Here is a 16742-nt window from a genome sequence, read left to right as displayed (position 1 = left end):
CGACCGACGCGTGCCCCGGCCGGGGTTCGGACCCGGCCGGGGCACCGCGCCGTCAGTGCCGCGAGGTGACCGAGTTCGCCGCGACGAGCGGGGCGAGCTGGACCCAGTCGACGTTGGGTCCCCAGCCGGTGGCGTTGCCGAAGGTCACCGCGCCACCCGTCGTGGTCAGGTCGAGCGGTGAGGTCTCCGCCCAGAAACCGTCCCACGTGTAGTTGTGGCGGTACGGCGCACGCGTCGTGCCACCACCGGCTTCGGCCGCGTCGAGGAACCTGGTGACCGCGTCGGTGTTGTACGGGTGGCCGGTGTTCTTCTCGGCCTGCGCGTAGGCGACGGTCAGGTTGTACTGACCGGCCGCACGCACGCCGTCCGGCCGGGCCACGGTCATGGTGCCGCCGTTGCCCAGCTGACCGACGTACGAGCCACCGGAGGCCCACGGCCCGGACGCGGTCATCGCTCCCCCGTCTAGCTGCCCGGCCTCCGCCTCGACCCGGACCGCACGCCTGTCGGTTCCCGGGTCGCGGACCTGGGTGAGCGTGCCGACGACCATCGGCGTGCGGCCTTCGTTGGACAGCACGGCCTCGGTGACCCCGGCCTTGAGGTGCACCGTCGTGCTGCCCGTCCAGGCACCGGCCCGGTCGGCGGTCAGGTCGCCGCCGGTGACCCGGCGGCCGGACAGGGCCAGGCCGAGCGTGCTGCGACCGGCGCCGAACCACGTGGTGGACAACGAGTAGTAGCCGTCCTCCGCGGCCGACACGTACGTGGTCACGGCGTCACCCGGGCGCAGGACCACGGCGTTCGGCACGAGGGCGCGCAGCGCCCGGACACCGCGGTCGACCGAGCCGCCGCTGCGGCGCGAGTCGGTCAGCTGGTAGGTCGCCCGCTCCGGCCCGGTGACCTCGGTGAGGTCGATGCGGTCCAGGGCGATGTCGGACGGGCGGCCGAGGAAGCCGGTGGGGTCGCTGGTGCGCAGCGAGACCCGGTGGCGGCCGGCGGTCAGCTGGACCGGTGCGTCCAACCTGCCCCGGTACTGCCAGTTCAGGGTGGCGGGGAAGGTGAGGGTGGAGACGTGGACGTCGTCCACGTACAGGGCCTGCCTGCCGACGAACCCGCCGGTGCCGTACAGCACACCGAGCCGGTAGGCGCCGGTGCGCGGCACGTCGACCTCCACGGTGACCCGGGAGCCCGCGTTGTTCATGTAGCCGACGTCCTTGCCGCCGGACGTGGTGTACCGCCAGCCGGACGGGTCGGCCTGGTCCACGACCACGGCGTTCTCCACCAGACCGGATTCGGCTTCGTGTCGCGAGGTCCACGGCGCGTTCGCGACCGGGGCGGGTGCGAGACCGGCGGGGGTGACGATCACCTGGTAGGCGGCCAGGCGGTCGCCGCCGGGGACCTTGACGGTGATCTTGCCGTCGGAGACCCGGACGCGTGAGGCGGCCACGACCGGCGGCTGTCCGGCGTCGCCTTCGTAACCGGACCAGGTGGTCTTGGCGACCCGCACGTCGACGTGGTCGCCGAACACGCGCCGGTCCAGGCCGGAGACGGCGACGTCGACCGGGTTGGCCGTGCCGCCGAGCAGGACGGTGGCCTCGGCGTCGTCCCGGTCGAGGGTGGCCAGGCCCTGCAACGAATCCCTGGCGCTCGGGCGGGGCGGCGTGACGCGGACCGTGTCGCCGGACAGGTCGGCGTACCACTTGGTCAGCCACCAGCCGCCGTTGGCGCGGGAGGTGCGCACGGCCTGGTCGCTGAGGTTGCCGGCCAGCGACCAGTACGCCATCTGCCCGTCGACCTTGGTGTCCTCCAGCATGGTGATCCACTGGATCAGCTGGCCGGGCACGGAGGTGTCGCGGCGGTTGGTGTACTCGGTGATGTTGATCGGGAGCGGGCCGATGCCCAGGGACTTCTCGATGTCTCGGTAGTCCTCGTAGTGGGCGCGGTAGTGGTTGAGGGAGTCCGGGCTGAGCTCGTGCCAGGTGACGATGTCGGGCAGCACGTCGTTCGCCTTGGCGTAGGCGAGGAAGTCGCGCAGCCGGCCCGGGTTGTAGCTCGCCTCGCCGGGTCCGTCGATGCGCGCGTTCGGCAGCACGGACTTGACGGTCCGGTAGACCTTCGTCCAGTCGGCGAGGAACCTGTCCTTCTTCGTGGCCCAGTCGCCGTACCAGATCCAATCGGGCTCGTTGAAGATCGTCCACACGAACCGGTCGCGGTCCGGTCGGGCGGCGACCTTCTCCAGTTGGGGCTTCAAGCGGGCGATGTAGTCGTCGATGCCCAGGTCCTGGTAGGGCCAGGCGCTGTAGATGTCCTGGGAGTTGATGTAGACGTCGCTGCCGCCGGAGGCGAAGAAGTCGTCGGCCACGACCACGGCGTCGCCGTTGGGGTGCTGCTCGCCGTCCGGCGGCTTCTGGGCGATGGTGCGTGGCTTCATGCCCGCGATGAGGTCGCGGGAGGGCACACCGGGGTCGCCCAGGCCGTAGAGGATGCCGGTGGCACCGCCGCGGAACGCCCCGGTGGACGTGGCGAGGTCCACGCCCAAAGTCTCGGCGGCGGGCTCGGCCTGGCCGGAGGCGGTCGGTGCGGTCGGTGACAGGGTTGCCAGCAGCAGTGCGGCGGCTACCGCGCCGATGGGGATTCGGGATCTTGCCGGTCGGTGTCGCATCGTTGCTCCACAGGGGTTGCCGGGACGGGGGCTGGTTACCGGAACAGTGCGTTGACCTGCTCGTTGGCCTGCGTCAACGAGGCGGGGTCGGCCTGGGAGGTGAGCACGGCGTCGATGGCCGGACCCATGACGGCGGCGATCTCCGGTGCGTGGTCGGTGATCGGGTACAGGTGGGTGGCGCCCTCGTCGACGGGCTGGGTGAAGGCGGTGATGTCCACACCCTTGGCGGCGAACTTCTCCTTGGCCACGGCGAGCGCCTCGGGCAGCGCGGGGAACACCACGGCCTGCTCGCCCACGGTCTTCTGGCACTCGGCGGAGGCGAGGTGCTTGACCCACTTCCAGGCGCCCTCGCGGTTGTCGGTGCCCGTGTAGATGGAATCGGCCAGGCCGTTGAAGATGGTGGCGCGCTTGCCGGACGGTCCGGTCGGGGTGGGTGCGACGCCGACCTCGACGCCGTCGTAGCCGAAGTAGCTGTTGATCATCCAGGAGCCGTTGGTGCTCAAGGCGTACTTGCCCGCGCCGAAGCCGTCGTTGACGCTGGTTCCCGAGCGGGCGGTGGCCAGGCTCGGCAGGTAGCCCTTGTCCATCAGGCCGCGGAACCAGGCCATGGTCCGCTGGAAGCGCGGGTCGTCGTAGTTGAAGTGGCTGCCCCACGGGTTCTCGTCGGTGTAGGTCCAGCCGGTGCTGAGCGCGTACATGCTCCACATCTGCTGCCCGACGCCCGCGCCGTTGTTCTCGTCCAGGCCCAGGCCGTGGACGGCGACCTTGGTCTTGTCGAAGCCGGGTTCATCGCCGCGCTTGCCGTTGGCGTCGACGGTGAGGTGGGCGATGAGCTTCTCGTATGTGCCGCCGTCCTGGGGGTTCCAGGTGAGGTTCGCCAGGTCGGCTTCGGCGACGCCCGCGTCGGCGAGCATCTCCTTGTTGTAGAACAGCGCGACGGTGTCGAAGTCCTTGGGCAGGCCGTAGCGCTTGCCGTCCTGGGTGGTCCACAGGTCCGCCAGGCCCTGCGGGTAGACGTCGGTGGGCACGCCGTCGCGGGTGACGAACTCGTCCAGCGGGAGGAGTTGGTTCTTGGCCGCGTAGGTCGCGAAGTAGTTGAGGTGATTGGTGAACACGTCCGGGGCGGTGCCCGCCACGAGGTCGGTGGTCAGCTTGTTCCAGTAGTCGGCCCACCCGAACTGCTCGACCTTGACCTTCGTATCGGGGTTGGCCTTCTCGAAGTCGGTCGCGCACGCCTGGTAGGCGGGCAGCTGGTTGGCGTCCCACAGCCAGTAGGTGATCTCGTCGGAGCCGCTGCCGCCGCCCGGCGCGCCCGCGCAGCCGACGAGCGCCAGGGGGACGGCGACGGCCAGGGCGGCCAGCTTGGACAACTTGTTGTGCACGGTGAACTCCTTTGTCCCACCCGCGTCCGGACGGCTACTTGATGCCGGAGAACTGGATGGAGTCGACGATCCGCCGCCCGAAGGCGACGAACAGCGCGATGACGGGCAGCGCCGCGAGCAGGGTGGCGGCCATCAGGCCCGCCCAGTCGGGACTGCCCTGCGGCGTCTGGGAGCGGAACACGCCCAGCGCCACCGTGAGGACGCGCACGCCCTCACCCTGACCGACCAGCAGCGGCCAGAAGTACTCGTTCCACGCGGTGATGTAGGCCAGCAGCGCCAGGGTCGCCAGCGGTGCCCGGCTCATCGGCAGCACGATCCGGAAGAAGATCCGCGGGTGCCCGGCGCCGTCGATGCGCGCGGCCTCCTCCACCTCGCGGCTGATGCCCAGCAGGAACTGGCGCATGAAGAACACCGCGAACGGCGTCATGAAGAAGAACGGCAGCACGATCGCCGCGTAGGTGTTGAGCAGCTCCAAATCGCGCATCAGCACGAAGTTGGGCAGGGCGGTGAAGATCGGCGGGATCATCAGCGCGGTGAGGAAGACGAAGAACACCGCGTCGCGCCCAGGCCAGCGCAGCCGCGCGAACGCGTAGGCCGCCATCGAGCTGAACAACACCTGCCCCGCGGTGATGAGCGTCGCGGTGAGCACCGAGTTCAGCAGGTAGCGCCAGAAGTCGATCGACGCGCCGGACCCGCCCTGGGCGCGGGCCTCCTCCAGCGACGCCAGGCCCAGCACGCGCTCGAACGCGCCCAACGTGAACCCGGCGGGCAGCAACGAGTCGGCGTTGGCCGCCAGCACCCGGTTGTCCGACAGGGAGACGCGCAGCATCCAGTAGAACGGGAACAGCGTGATCAGCACCAGCACGGCCAGCACGGTCCAGCCGAGCGCCTTGCGCCACCGCGGGCCGATCGGGGTCGAGGTCATCACCGGCTCCTTCAGTCCAGGTCCGAGCTGCCCGCGCGCAGCAGGCGCAGCTGCGCCACCGCCAGACCCGCGAGGATCAGGAACAGCACGACCGACAGCGCGGCCGCGTAGCCGAAGTCGAACTGCTGGAACGCCTTCTCGTAGAGGTAGAAGTAGATGACCCGGGTGGCGTCGACCGGGCCGCCCTTGGTGGTGACCGCGACGGTGTCGAAGATCTGGAACGACCCGATCACGGTCAGCACCAGCACCATGGCCAGCACCGGCCGCAGCAGCGGCAGCGTGACGCCGCGGAAGATCCGCCACTCCGACGCGCCGTCGATCGCGGCGGCCTCGTACACCGACTTGGGGATGGCCTGCAGCCCGGCGAAGATCAGCAGGGCGGTGTAACCCATGTGCCGCCACACGTTGACCAGGGCGATGGTCGGGATGGCCGTGGAGGTTTCGCCGAAGAACGCCACCGGGTCGATCCCGACCCACGACAGCACCGCGTTCACGATGCCGAGCTGGGCGTCGAGCATGTTGTACCAGACCAGCGCCACCACGACGTTGGCGATCAGGTACGGCAACAGCAGCAGACCACGGACCAGCGAGGACTTCGTCAACCGGTGCATCAGGACCGCGATGAACAGGGCCGCGACGGTCTGCACGCCGATGTTGATGACGACGTACTCGACGGTGACCAGCAGCGCGTTGCCGAACCGGGCGTCGCCGAGCGCGTCGCGGTAGTTCTGCGCGCCGATCCAGTTCGGTGCGGCCAGCAGGCTGTAGTCGGTGAAGCTCAGATAGAACGTCTGCACCGCGGGCCAGGCGTAGAACAGCACGAACCCGAAGCCCGCGGGCAGCAGGAACAGCAGTGCCGGCCAGACGTCGCTGCGGTGGCGGGTTCTGTGAGTGGTCATACCCGTTCCTCCCGCACCAGGTGCAGCAGCAGGGCCTGCTCGGGGTGCAGCGGCGGCATCTGCACCCCGACCTCCGCCAGTGCCCGCCCGGACAGCCGGACGCCGGTGGCCAGCCACGGGACCTGGGCCAGGGCCGTGGACGACGGCACGGCGGCAGGTTCGGCGAGCCGGACGGTGAACCGGTCGTCGGGCGGCAGGCCGGGCAGCGTCACCCGCCCCGGCGAGGTGGTCGTCCCCGCCGCCATCGTGACGACGGCGAACAACGCCTGCGTGTCGTCGTCGGACACCACGCCGTGGACCAGGATCGCCGGATCCGGCGAGTCCGCGCGCACCACCCGTCCCCGGTGCAGCCAGCCGCGGATCTCTTTGTAGAACGCCACCCAGCGCGCCAGCTCCGCCAGCTCGTCCGGGTCGGCCGCGGTGAGGTCCCACTCGATGCCCAGGTGGCCGAACAGCGCGGTGGCCGCGCGGAACGACAGGTCGTGCCGCCGTCCCGTGGTGTGCGACCGGGCGGCGCCGATGTGCGCGCCCACCAGCTCGGGCGGCAGCAGCAGGCCCGTCCAGCGCTGGATGCCCTGCCGTTCCAGCGCGTCGATGCAGTCGCTGGCCCACACCCGGTCGGTGCGCTCCAGGATGCCCAGGTCCACCCGCGACCCGCCGGAGGAGCAGGACTCGATCTCCAGGCCGGGGTGGCGGCGGCGCAGCTCGTCCAGCAGGCCGTAGGCGGCGTGCGTCTGGGCGTGCACGGCGGGGCGGCCGGTGCGCGAGTCGCCCGCGTCGACCAGGTCGCGGTTGTGGTCCCACTTGAGGAACGCGATCCGGTACTCGGTCACCAACGCGTCGAGGCGCTCCAGCACGTGGGCGCGCACCTCCGGGCGCGTCAGGTCGAGCACGTACTGCCCGCGCACCAACGGCGGGCGACGACCACCGGTCGAGAGGATCCAGTCCGGGTGCTCGCGCAGCAGGTCGGAGTCGGCGCTGACCATCTCCGGCTCCACCCACAGGCCGAACTCCAGGCCGAGCGACCGGACGTGGTCGACCAGCGGGTGCAGGCCGTCCGGCCAGACCCGCTCGTCGACGTACCAGTCACCCAGGCCCGCGGTGTCGTCGCGCCTGCCCCGGAACCAGCCGTCGTCCAGCACGAACAGCTCCGCGCCCACCTCCGCGCCCCGGTCGGCCAGGGCGCGCAGCCGGTCCAGGTCGTGGTCGAAGTACACCGCCTCCCAGGTGTTGAGCACGACGCGCCGCGGACCGCCCGGGTGGTGCGGACGCGCCCGCAGGTGGCGGTGGAAGCGGGCCGACAGCTCGTCCAGGCCGTCGCCGGACGAGCCGAACACGTCAGGGGTCGTGTAGGTCTGCCCCGGCTCCAGCCGGACCTCGCCGTCCAGCAGGAGTTCACCGCCGCCGATCACGGCATCCCCGGTGGGCACCCGCTCGGCGTACGTGCGGTGGTTGCCGCTCCAGGCGACGTGCACACCCCACACCCGGCCCCGGCGGAACCCGAAGCCGCTCTCCCCCGCCACCAGGACCAGCGTCGCGTCCGAACCGGTCCGGCCGCGCCTGCCGTCCCGCACGTGCGCCTCGACGCCGAACGGCCTGCGCTGCGGTGTGCGTTCGCGGCCCCAGCGCCCGGTGAGGTCGAGCAGTTCGGTGGCACGCCGGGGCAGGGGCAGGGCGAGCACCAACCCGTTCACGGTGTACGCGGTGTCGCCGGTGTTGTGCACGGTGGCCCTCAGGCGCACCAGACCCGCGGGGGTCAGCTCGACCTCCAGGTCCAGCGCGAGCCCGGCCTCCGCGTCGACGGCGTGGACCAGGCACGTGCCACCGTCCTCGACGACGCGTTCGACGGAGAACAGCGGCGACCAGTCACGGCCTTCGCGGTGACCCCGCAGGCCCGGCAACCCCGGCCAGGCGGTCGCGTGCTCGGGGACCACCGCCACCGCGCCCGGGACGTCGGTCGCGTTCGGCACCACGGCGGGCACGGACGTCGCCACCACCGCGTCCAGGTCGGCGTCCGGACCGAGGTCGGTGCCCCAGTGCAGGACGTGCGGCAGCCGGGAGTCCTTGCACCGCAACACCAGGCTCACGCCGTCGGCTCGCAAGTGGACGATCCGGTCGACGGCATCGATGGCGGGTGCGATGACCGGTGGCGCAGGGGACACGCGAATCCTCCCGGGTGGACCTCATGGAGCGGTCCGTCACATTGAACGTTCCATGGACGATCTCAGCACGACCCCGGGAGGTCAACGACGACAGAGGTAACGAGTCGGCAACATTGATCGTTCAATGTGTCCGGGCTGTCACGTAGGGTGAATGATGTCGGTGACGAGGAGGTGGACCGGTGCCCGGAGGCGGCGCGGATCGACAACGGCGGCGCGTCGGCATCGTGGACGTGGCCGCCGCCGCGGGCGTGTCCAGGCAGACCGTGTCCAACGTCCTCAACGGCCGCGACGAGTACTACTCGGCCGCGACCTACGAGAAGGTCACCAGCGCCATGCAGGCGCTGGGCTACCAGCCGAACCGGGCCGCGCAGACGCTCCGCTCGCGGCGCACCACCCAGATCGGCTACCACATCTTCGGCGAGCAGCTGGACCGCGCGCAGGGCTTCACCCTGCACTTCCTGCAGTCGCTGGTGAAGGCCGCCTCCGACGTCGACCACCAGGTCCTGGTGTTCACCCACCGCCGGGACGACCCCTTGGGCGTGTTCAAGGACCTCGTCGCGCGGCAGGCGGTGGACGCGATCATCGTGTCGGAGTCCACCGTCGAGGACGAGCGGGCCCGCTTCCTGGCCGACAGCCGCATCCCGTTCGCCTGCTTCGGCCGCCTGGCACCCGACCTGCCGCAGCACTGGGTGGACGTCGACAACACCGCGGGCATGCGCGAGGTCGTGGACGTGCTCGTGGCCGAGGGCCACCAGCGGTTCGCCTACCTCGGCGCGGACGGCGACCAGTACTGGAAGCTCGACCGCCTCGACGGGGTCGTCCGCCGCCTGGCCCACCACGGCGTGCGGCTGCCCAAGGCCTCGGTGTTCCGCGGCCCCGACCAGGGCATCCGCCGCCGCGCGCGCCAGCTGCTCACCGGCAAGAACCCGCCGAGCGCCATCGTGACCGGCAGCGACGCCGTCGCCGCCGTGGTCGTCAACGTCGCGCACTCGCTCGGGCTCAGGGTCGGCACCGACGTGGCGATCACCGGCTTCGACGGCGGCGCCCTCGGCCTGGTCACCGAGCCCACCCTGACCAGCGCCCGGATCCCGGTCGAGCGCATCTCCCGTGAACTGGTCACCCGCTGCCTGCGCCAGGTCGAGCACGGCCGTGACGACGAACCCGGCCTCCTCCTGCCCACCGAGCTGGTGCGCGGCGGCAGCGCCTGACCCGAGGCGCTCGACCCCGTTGAACGTTCAAGCCAGCGCGCGACCGGGGCGGCACGGTCGACGTCGTGCCGCCCTCGCCCGTGCTCAGACGATGTTGATGTGGTAGTTGATGGTGGGGCTGCGGCCGTCGTCCACGACGCGGGTCTTCTTCAGCGACCGGCTGCTCGTGTCGCTGGGCGTGATGTACGTGTTCTGCTTGTTGCGCCACCACACGACGAGCTCGTTCCAGACGTTCCGGCTGACCGCCGACACCGCGAAGCCGCCGCCCGCGCCGCCCGCCGAGGTGCCCCACGTGCCGATGTCGTTGCAGCCCGGCGCGTCGTCGCGCTTGCCGTCCCAGGCGTTGAGCTGGACGGTGATGTTGTGCTGCTCCGCTTGGAGGGCCTGCTGCTCGAGCGGGTTCAGCGGCGAGACCTTGGCGGCCTTCAGCTTGTACTTGGCCTTGTACCTGTTGCGGATGTCGGTGCGGAATTGGTCCGCGCCCACCCACTTCGCCAGGCGGGCGTCGGGCGCGATCCGCTGCGAGCGGTCCTTCCAGATGTTCATGAACATCTCGTCCTTGCCCGGGTACTCGGCGCGGAGCACGTCCACCTGGGCCTCCACCGCGTCCTGGTAAGCGGCGGTCGCGTCGTCCACGTACCGCTGCGCGGCGTCGAGCAGGAGGTCGTACTCGGTTTCCAGTTCGGTCCGGAGCTTGCGCCGCTTCTGCGGCGTGATGTTGCCCTTGTCGAACTTGTCCTCCACCGCCTCCACCCGGGCGAACCTGGTGTTCAGGTCCAGGGCGTCCGCATTGGCACTGACCGCCTTCAGGCATTCGACGTCGGTGAAGCCGTTGCCGTTCAGCAAGGCCTTCAGCGAAACGCGCTCGTGGTCCGGGACACGTCCGGGCTTGGGCACGGTGAGGTCGTTCAGGGGCATGGTTCCTCGCTTCGGAGAGGGGCTACTCCGTAAGAGAGCCATGACCCGCTTCGAGTACTGGTCTGAAAGGGTACGTTTCACCGCGCCCGGCGACCGGTGGCGTGCGGCGAGACGCGAACACCGTGGCTGACCGTTGTCCGGTGACCGCGGTGTTCGTTCGAGCCGCGTGCGGGTCAGTCGAGGGCCGCCACCAGGTCGGCGATCAGGTCGTCGGCGGACTCGATGCCGACCGAGAGCCGCACCAGGTCACCCGGGACCTGCAGCGGCGAACCGGCGGTGCTCAGGTGCGTCATCCGGCCGGGGTGCTCGATCAGCGACTCGACACCGCCGAGGGACTCGGCGAGCGTGAACAGGCGGGTGCGGGAGCACACGCGCAGCGCGGCGTCCACGCCACCTTCGACGGTGAACGACACCATGCCGCCGTATCGGCGCATCTGCTTGGTCGCCACCTCGTGACCGGGGTGCTCGGGCAGGCCCGGGTAGAAGACCTTGGTCACCTTCGGGTGGTGCAGCAGGGCCTCGGTGACCTTCTCGGTGTTGTCCGAGTGCTTCTCCATGCGCACTTCGAGGGTCTTGATGCCGCGCAGCGTCAACCACGCGTCGAACGGCCCGGGCACCGCGCCGGCGGCGTTCTGCAGGAAGCCGAAGGCCGCGTTCAACTCGTCGTCGGAGGTCACCAGCGCGCCACCGATGACGTCGGAGTGCCCGCCGATGTACTTGGTGGTGGAGTGCAGCACCACGTCGGCGCCCAGCTCCAGCGGGCTCTGCAGGTACGGCGACGCGAACGTGTTGTCCACCAGCAGCCGCGCGTCCACCGAGTGCGCCAGCTCGGCCAGCAGGGCGATGTCGGCGATGTGGAGCAGCGGGTTGGTCGGCGTCTCCACCCAGACGAGGCGGGTGTTCGGCCGCACCGCGGCGCGCACCGCGTCCACGTCGGCCAGCGCCACGGGCGTGTACTCGATGCCCCAGTGCGCCATCACCTTGTCCAGCAAGCGGAACGTGCCGCCGTAGGCGTCGTTGGGGATGATCACGTGGTCGCCGGGCCGCAGCATCGTGCGCAGCGCGGTGTCGGTCGCCGCCATGCCGGACGCGAACGCCCGCCCGTGCCGTGCGCCCTCCAAGGCCGCCAGGCACTCCTCCAGCGCGGCCCGGGTCGGGTTGCCGGTGCGCGAGTACTCGAACCCACCGCGCAGCCCGCCCACGCCGTCCTGCGCGAACGTGGACGTCGCGTGGATCGGCACGATCACCGAGCCAGTCGTGGGATCGGGGTCCTGGCCGACGTGGATAGCCCTGGTCGCGAACCCGTAGTGATCTTCGGTCATGGCGTCCAGCGTATCGCCGACCAAGATCGTTTCAAGACCGGTGGTACGGGTGGCCGGACCACCGGTTCGGGTGAAACCCTCCGCCGAGCGCCGCGAGGCCCTCGTGCGGGTGGCGGTAGCCGGTGCCCCTGCGGGATTCCGCTGTGGAGGCCGGACGGCGGACCCGGTCGCGGTCACCAGCCCCCGGGGCGATCTCCACAGCACCGCCACCACCGGGGACTCGCGTCTTTTCGCAGGTCAATACCGATGTGACCGCAAAAAACAACCGACCCGCCGCCTCGTTCCGCGAGAAAAACGTCAACTGTCTGCGTTCGCCCGAAGGCCTGTCAGGTGGTGGCGGACACCACCGCCTTTCGGCGTAGCGACGACCCGGCCACTTGCCGACCTCCCACCGTTTTCTGCGGACTCACGATGGGCCGATCACCGGCACCCCGCTCGGCGATCAGCGGCATGGCCGGGGTGTCTATAAACCATTCGTGTGAACGCCATGTTTCAGGCGAATGACCGACATTCGGGAATACCCTTGACCCAAATGGCGACCTTGCCGATCGGACGACGGCTGCTGCTAATCTTGCCAATGCCTTGACGGCAGCAAATCATCGGCACCGCGAATGTTGTGGGACCACTGGGGAGGTCGAGCCGGAGAAGGTCTTCGAACGAGCCACGTTCGAACCTTCGCCTTCGCCGCGCCGAACCGACCGCCAATGAACTTTCGACCGGGCCGCGGCATCGTGCCCGCTCGGCTGAACAGGATCCGACGATTCAACCCGGCTTTGTTCGGCGTGCGCTCGACGGCGCGCGGGGCGAGGTCAGGGAGAAGTGCGCTGGGGGGAGCGTGCCGATTAACGCGGCATTGGTGCTGGAAGACGGTCGTGTGTTCCGTGGTGAGGCCTACGGCGCGGTGGGTGCGAGTTTGGGTGAGGTGGTGTTCTCCACCGGGATGACCGGGTATCAGGAGACGCTGACCGATCCGTCGTATCACCGTCAGATCGTGGTGCAGACGGCGCCGCAGATCGGCAACACCGGCTGGAACGACGAGGACGACGAGTCGAGCCGTATCTGGGTGGCCGGGTATGTCGTGCGTGACCCGGCCCGCGTGCCGTCGAACTGGCGCTCGACCCGGAGCCTGGATGACGAGTTGGTCCGGCAGGGGATCGTCGGTGTCTCGGGTATCGACACGCGGATGTTGACGCGGCACCTGCGCGAGCAGGGTGCGATGCGAGCGGGTGTGTTCTCGGGGGACGAGCTGGGCAGCGCCGAGGAGATGCTGGAACGGGTCCGGTCCGCGCCGCAGATGAAGGGTGCCGACCTGGCCGGTGACGTGACCACCGCTGAGCCCTACGTGGTCGAGGCCGTGGGTGAGCGCCGCTTCACCGTCGCCGCGCTGGACTTGGGTATCAAGTCGAACACGCCGCGGATGATGGCGGCGCGCGGTATCGAGGTGCACGTCCTACCGCTGACCTCCGCGGTCGAGGACTTGGTGGCGGTGAAGCCGGATGGGGTGTTCCTGTCCAACGGGCCGGGTGATCCGGCCACGCAGGCGCACGCGGTGGAGTTGACGCGGGGTGTGTTGGATCGGCGGATCCCGTTGTTCGGGATCTGTTTCGGTAATCAGATCCTGGGTCGTGCGTTGGGTCGTGACACCTACAAGATGCGTTACGGGCATCGTGGCATCAACATCCCGGTGATCGACGTGGCCACGGGCAAGGTGGCGATCACCTCGCAGAACCACGGGTTCGCGTTGGAGGGTGAGCCGGGTGAGGAGTTCGGCTCCGATTTCGGCCGTGTGCTGCTGAGCCACTACTGCCCCAACGACGGCACGGTCGAAGGTGTCCGGGCCTTGGACGTGCCGGCGTTCAGCGTGCAGTACCACCCGGAGGCGGCGGCGGGTCCGCATGACGCCGCAGCCCTGTTCGACGAGTTCGTGACGATGATGGGCGAGGGCCGCTGATGCCGAAGAGGACTGATCTCAAGCACGTGCTGGTGATCGGCTCGGGTCCGATCGTCATCGGCCAGGCCTGCGAGTTCGACTACTCCGGCACCCAGGCGTGTCGGGTGTTGCGGGAGGAGGGGCTGCGGGTCTCGCTGGTCAACTCCAACCCCGCGACGATCATGACCGACCCGGAGTTCGCCGACGCCACCTACGTCGAGCCGATCACCCCGGAGTTCGTGGAGAAGGTCATCGCCGCCGAACGGCCGGACGCGATCCTGGCCACGCTGGGCGGCCAGACCGCGCTGAACACCGCCATCGCCCTGCACGAACGCGGGGTGCTGGAGAAGTACGACGTGGAGCTGATCGGCGCGGACATCGACGCCATCCAACGCGGCGAGGATCGGCAGATCTTCAAGGACCTGGTGCGTCGCATCGGCGGCGACGTGCCCCGCAGCGCGGTGTGCAGGACCATGGACGACGTCCGCGCCACCGTCGCCGAACTCGGCCTGCCGGTCGTGATCCGCCCCTCGTTCACCATGGGCGGTCTGGGCTCCGGTATGGCGCACACCCCCGAGGAGCTGGAACGGCTCGCGGCCAGTGGTCTGGCGGAGTCGCCGGTGACGGAGGTGTTGATCGAGGAGAGCGTGCTGGGGTGGAAGGAGTACGAGCTGGAGTTGATGCGCGACCGCAACGACAACGTGGTCGTGGTCTGCTCCATCGAGAACATCGACCCCATGGGTGTGCACACCGGTGACTCGGTCACCGTGGCGCCGGCGATGACGCTGACGGACCGCGAGTTCCAGCACATGCGGGATGTGGGGATCAAGGTCATCCGTGAGGTGGGGGTGGACACCGGCGGCTGCAACATCCAGTTCGCGATCAACCCGCACAACGGCCGGATGGTCGTGATCGAGATGAACCCGCGGGTGTCGCGCTCGTCGGCGTTGGCGTCGAAGGCGACCGGTTTCCCGATCGCCAAGATCGCCGCGAAGCTGGCCATCGGCTACACGCTGGACGAGATCGGCAACGACATCACCGGCGAGACGCCCGCCAGCTTCGAGCCGACGCTCGACTACGTGGTGGTGAAGGTGCCGCGGTTCGCGTTCGAGAAGTTCCCCGGCGCCGACAGCACCCTGACCACCACCATGAAGTCGGTCGGCGAGGCCATGTCCATCGGCCGCAGCTTCATCGAGGCCATGGGCAAGGCCCTGCGCTCGATGGAGACCAAAGCGGGCGGGTTCTGGACCACCCCCGACCCCGACACCACCCTCGAAGCCACCCTCGACGCGCTGCGCGCCGGGCACGACGGCCGCCTCTACACCGTCGACCGGGCACTGCGCCTCGGCGCGAGCATCGAGCAGGTGCACGAGGCGTCGCGGATCGACCCGTGGTTCCTGGAGCAGATCGCGTGGCTGGTCGAGCTGCGGCGCGAGATCGAGGACGCGCCGGTGCTCGACGAGCGGCTGCTGCGCAAGGCCAAGCGGGCCGGCCTGTCCGACCGGCAGGTCGCCGCGCTGCGCCCCGAACTGGCCGGCGAGGACGGCGTCCGGGCGCTGCGCCACCGGCTCAAGGTCCGGCCGGTGTTCAAGACCGTCGACACCTGCGCCGCCGAGTTCGCCGCGAAGACCCCGTACCACTACTCGGCCTACGAGCTGGACCCCGACGCCGAGACCGAGGTCACCGAGCAGCGCGGCAAGCCCAAGGTGCTGATCCTCGGCTCCGGCCCGAACCGGATCGGGCAGGGCATCGAGTTCGACTACTCCTGCGTGCACGCGGCCATGGCGCTGCGCGAAGCCGGGTTCGAGACCGTGATGGTCAACTGCAACCCCGAGACGGTCTCCACCGACTACGACACCGCCGACCGGCTGTACTTCGAGCCGCTGACGTTCGAGGACGTGCTGGAGGTGTTCCACTCCGAGCAGCGCTCCGGCACGGTCGTGGGCGTCATCGTGCAGCTCGGCGGCCAGACGCCGCTGGGCCTGGCGCAGCGGCTCGCCGACGCCGGCGTGCCGGTCGTGGGCACCCCGCCGCACGCCATCCACCTGGCCGAGGAACGCGGCGCGTTCGGCCAGGTCCTCGCCGACGCCGGACTACCCGCCCCGAAATACGGCATGGCCACCTCCTTCGCCCAGGCCAAGGCCATCGCCGACGACATCGGCTACCCCGTCCTGGTCCGCCCCTCCTACGTGCTGGGCGGACGCGGCATGGAGATCGTCTACGACGAGGACACCCTCCAGGGCTACATCCAACGCGCCACCGAGGTCAGCCCCGAACACCCCGTCCTGGTCGACCGGTTCCTCGACGACGCCATCGAAATCGACGTCGACGCCCTGTACGACGGCCACGAAGTCTTCATCGGCGGCGTCATGGAACACATCGAGGAAGCCGGCGTGCACTCCGGCGACTCCGCCTGCGTCCTACCCCCCATCACCCTGGGCGAATCCGACATCGACGCCGTCCGCCGCTCCACCCTGGCCATCGCCGAGGGCATCGGCGTCCGCGGCCTGCTCAACGTGCAGTACGCGCTGAAGGACGACGTGCTCTACGTCCTGGAGGCCAACCCGCGCGCCTCGCGCACCGTCCCGTTCGTCTCCAAGGCCACGGCGGTGCCGCTGGCCAAGGCCGCGGCCCGGATCATGCTCGGCGCGACCGTGGCCCAGCTGCGCACCGAAGGGCTGCTGCCCAAGACCGGCGACGGCGCCAAGCTGCCCGCCCACGCACCGGTCGCGGTCAAGGAAGCCGTCCTGCCCTTCCACCGCTTCCGCACCCCCGAAGGCAAAGGCGTCGACTCACTGCTCGGCCCCGAGATGAAATCCACCGGCGAAGTCATGGGCATCGACGTGTCCTTCGGCATGGCCTACGCCAAGTCGCAGCTGGCGGCCGGGATCGCGTTGCCCGAGGCCGGGAAGGTCTACGTCTCGTTCACCGAAGCGCAGGCGCCGAAGGTGCTGCCCGCGCTCGCGTCGTTGCGGGAACGCGGCCTGGAGCCGGTCACCTGGACCGAAGGGTCCGAAGAGGACGTGCGCCGGAGGTTGGCCGACGAGGTGGTGCTCGTCGTCACCCTGGACCGGACGCCCCTCGCCCGACACGTGCGGGCCGCGGCCTCGTACCTGTCCATTCCCGTGGTGACCACCGTGCCGGGGCTGCGGGCGTTGGCGGCGGCGTTGACGGCCGCGGCCACCACCGATTTCACCACCACCCCCCTGCAGGGTGTCCACGACCACCGGCCCGCCGAACCGGCCGCCGGTGACGACGGTATCCGGCAGTTGGGGTACGGCCCCGTCGTGCTCGACCAGCACTCGCAGTGGGTGGCTGTATCGGGCGCATAGCCCGCGTC

10 protein-coding genes are annotated in these 16742 nt (G+C 69.9%); 3 read left to right on the top strand and 7 right to left on the bottom strand.

The genetic code is table 11. The annotated features are described in order from the left end of the window. Positions 1-52: 52 nt before the first annotated feature. The 5 genes from B0I31_RS33345 to B0I31_RS33325 are packed head-to-tail and all read right to left on the bottom strand — an operon-like array spanning position 53 to position 8024. Complete coding sequence (locus B0I31_RS33345) at positions 53-2656, bottom strand: carbohydrate-binding protein (protein WP_106619388.1); 2604 nt, start codon at positions 2654-2656, stop codon at positions 53-55. Between the two features lie 35 nt (positions 2657-2691). Beyond that, the gene (locus tag B0I31_RS33340) at positions 2692-4038 is read right to left on the bottom strand and encodes an ABC transporter substrate-binding protein (RefSeq protein WP_181320650.1); all 1347 of its coding nucleotides are present in this window, start codon (positions 4036-4038) and stop codon (positions 2692-2694) included. A 34-nt stretch (positions 4039-4072) separates the two neighbouring features. Next, the gene (locus B0I31_RS33335; protein WP_106619387.1) at positions 4073-4963 is read right to left on the bottom strand and encodes a carbohydrate ABC transporter permease; all 891 of its coding nucleotides are present in this window, start codon (positions 4961-4963) and stop codon (positions 4073-4075) included. Positions 4964-4974: 11 nt separating this feature from the next. Next, positions 4975-5862 (bottom strand): carbohydrate ABC transporter permease, encoded by an 888-nt coding sequence (locus B0I31_RS33330; protein ID WP_106619386.1) that lies wholly within the window; start codon positions 5860-5862, stop codon positions 4975-4977. Next, positions 5859-8024 carry an alpha-galactosidase gene (locus B0I31_RS33325; RefSeq protein WP_219910922.1) on the bottom strand — a complete coding sequence of 722 codons (2166 nt, stop codon included), beginning with the start codon at positions 8022-8024 and terminating at the stop codon, positions 5859-5861. The genes B0I31_RS33330 and B0I31_RS33325 overlap by 4 nt, the downstream gene beginning before the upstream one ends. Positions 8025-8203: 179 nt before the next feature. Here B0I31_RS33325 and B0I31_RS33320 point away from each other — a divergent pair, with 179 nt between their 5' ends. Beyond that, entirely contained in the window at positions 8204-9232 is a 1029-nt protein-coding gene (locus B0I31_RS33320; protein WP_106619385.1) for a LacI family DNA-binding transcriptional regulator, read from the top strand. A gap of 84 nt (positions 9233-9316) precedes the next feature. Here the strand turns inward: B0I31_RS33320 and B0I31_RS33315 are convergent, their stop codons facing one another. Both B0I31_RS33315 and B0I31_RS33310 read right to left on the bottom strand, forming a co-directional pair. Beyond that, entirely contained in the window at positions 9317-10150 is an 834-nt protein-coding gene (locus B0I31_RS33315; protein WP_106619384.1) for a hypothetical protein, read from the bottom strand. A 173-nt stretch (positions 10151-10323) separates the two neighbouring features. Beyond that, on the bottom strand, positions 10324-11472 hold the full coding sequence (locus tag B0I31_RS33310; RefSeq protein ID WP_106619383.1) for a cystathionine gamma-synthase: 1149 nt from the start codon (positions 11470-11472) through the stop codon (positions 10324-10326). 835 nt (positions 11473-12307) lie between these two features. On the opposite strand from B0I31_RS33310, the gene carA reads away from it, so the two are divergent. After that, positions 12308-13423 carry a glutamine-hydrolyzing carbamoyl-phosphate synthase small subunit gene (gene carA, locus B0I31_RS33305; protein WP_106619382.1) on the top strand — a complete coding sequence of 372 codons (1116 nt, stop codon included), beginning with the start codon at positions 12308-12310 and terminating at the stop codon, positions 13421-13423. Next, positions 13423-16734, top strand: a complete 3312-nt coding sequence (carB, locus tag B0I31_RS33300; RefSeq protein WP_245950612.1) for a carbamoyl-phosphate synthase large subunit — start codon at positions 13423-13425, stop codon at positions 16732-16734. The genes carA and carB overlap by 1 nt, the downstream gene beginning before the upstream one ends. The last annotated feature ends 8 nt before the right edge of the window (positions 16735-16742 follow it).

It is taken from the genome of Saccharothrix carnea, from assembly GCF_003014735.1.
GTDB lineage: Bacteria > Actinomycetota > Actinomycetes > Mycobacteriales > Pseudonocardiaceae > Actinosynnema > Actinosynnema carneum.
The sequence above is the reverse complement of the archived record's forward strand: the minus strand, read 5'-3'. Positions and strand labels throughout refer to the sequence as shown.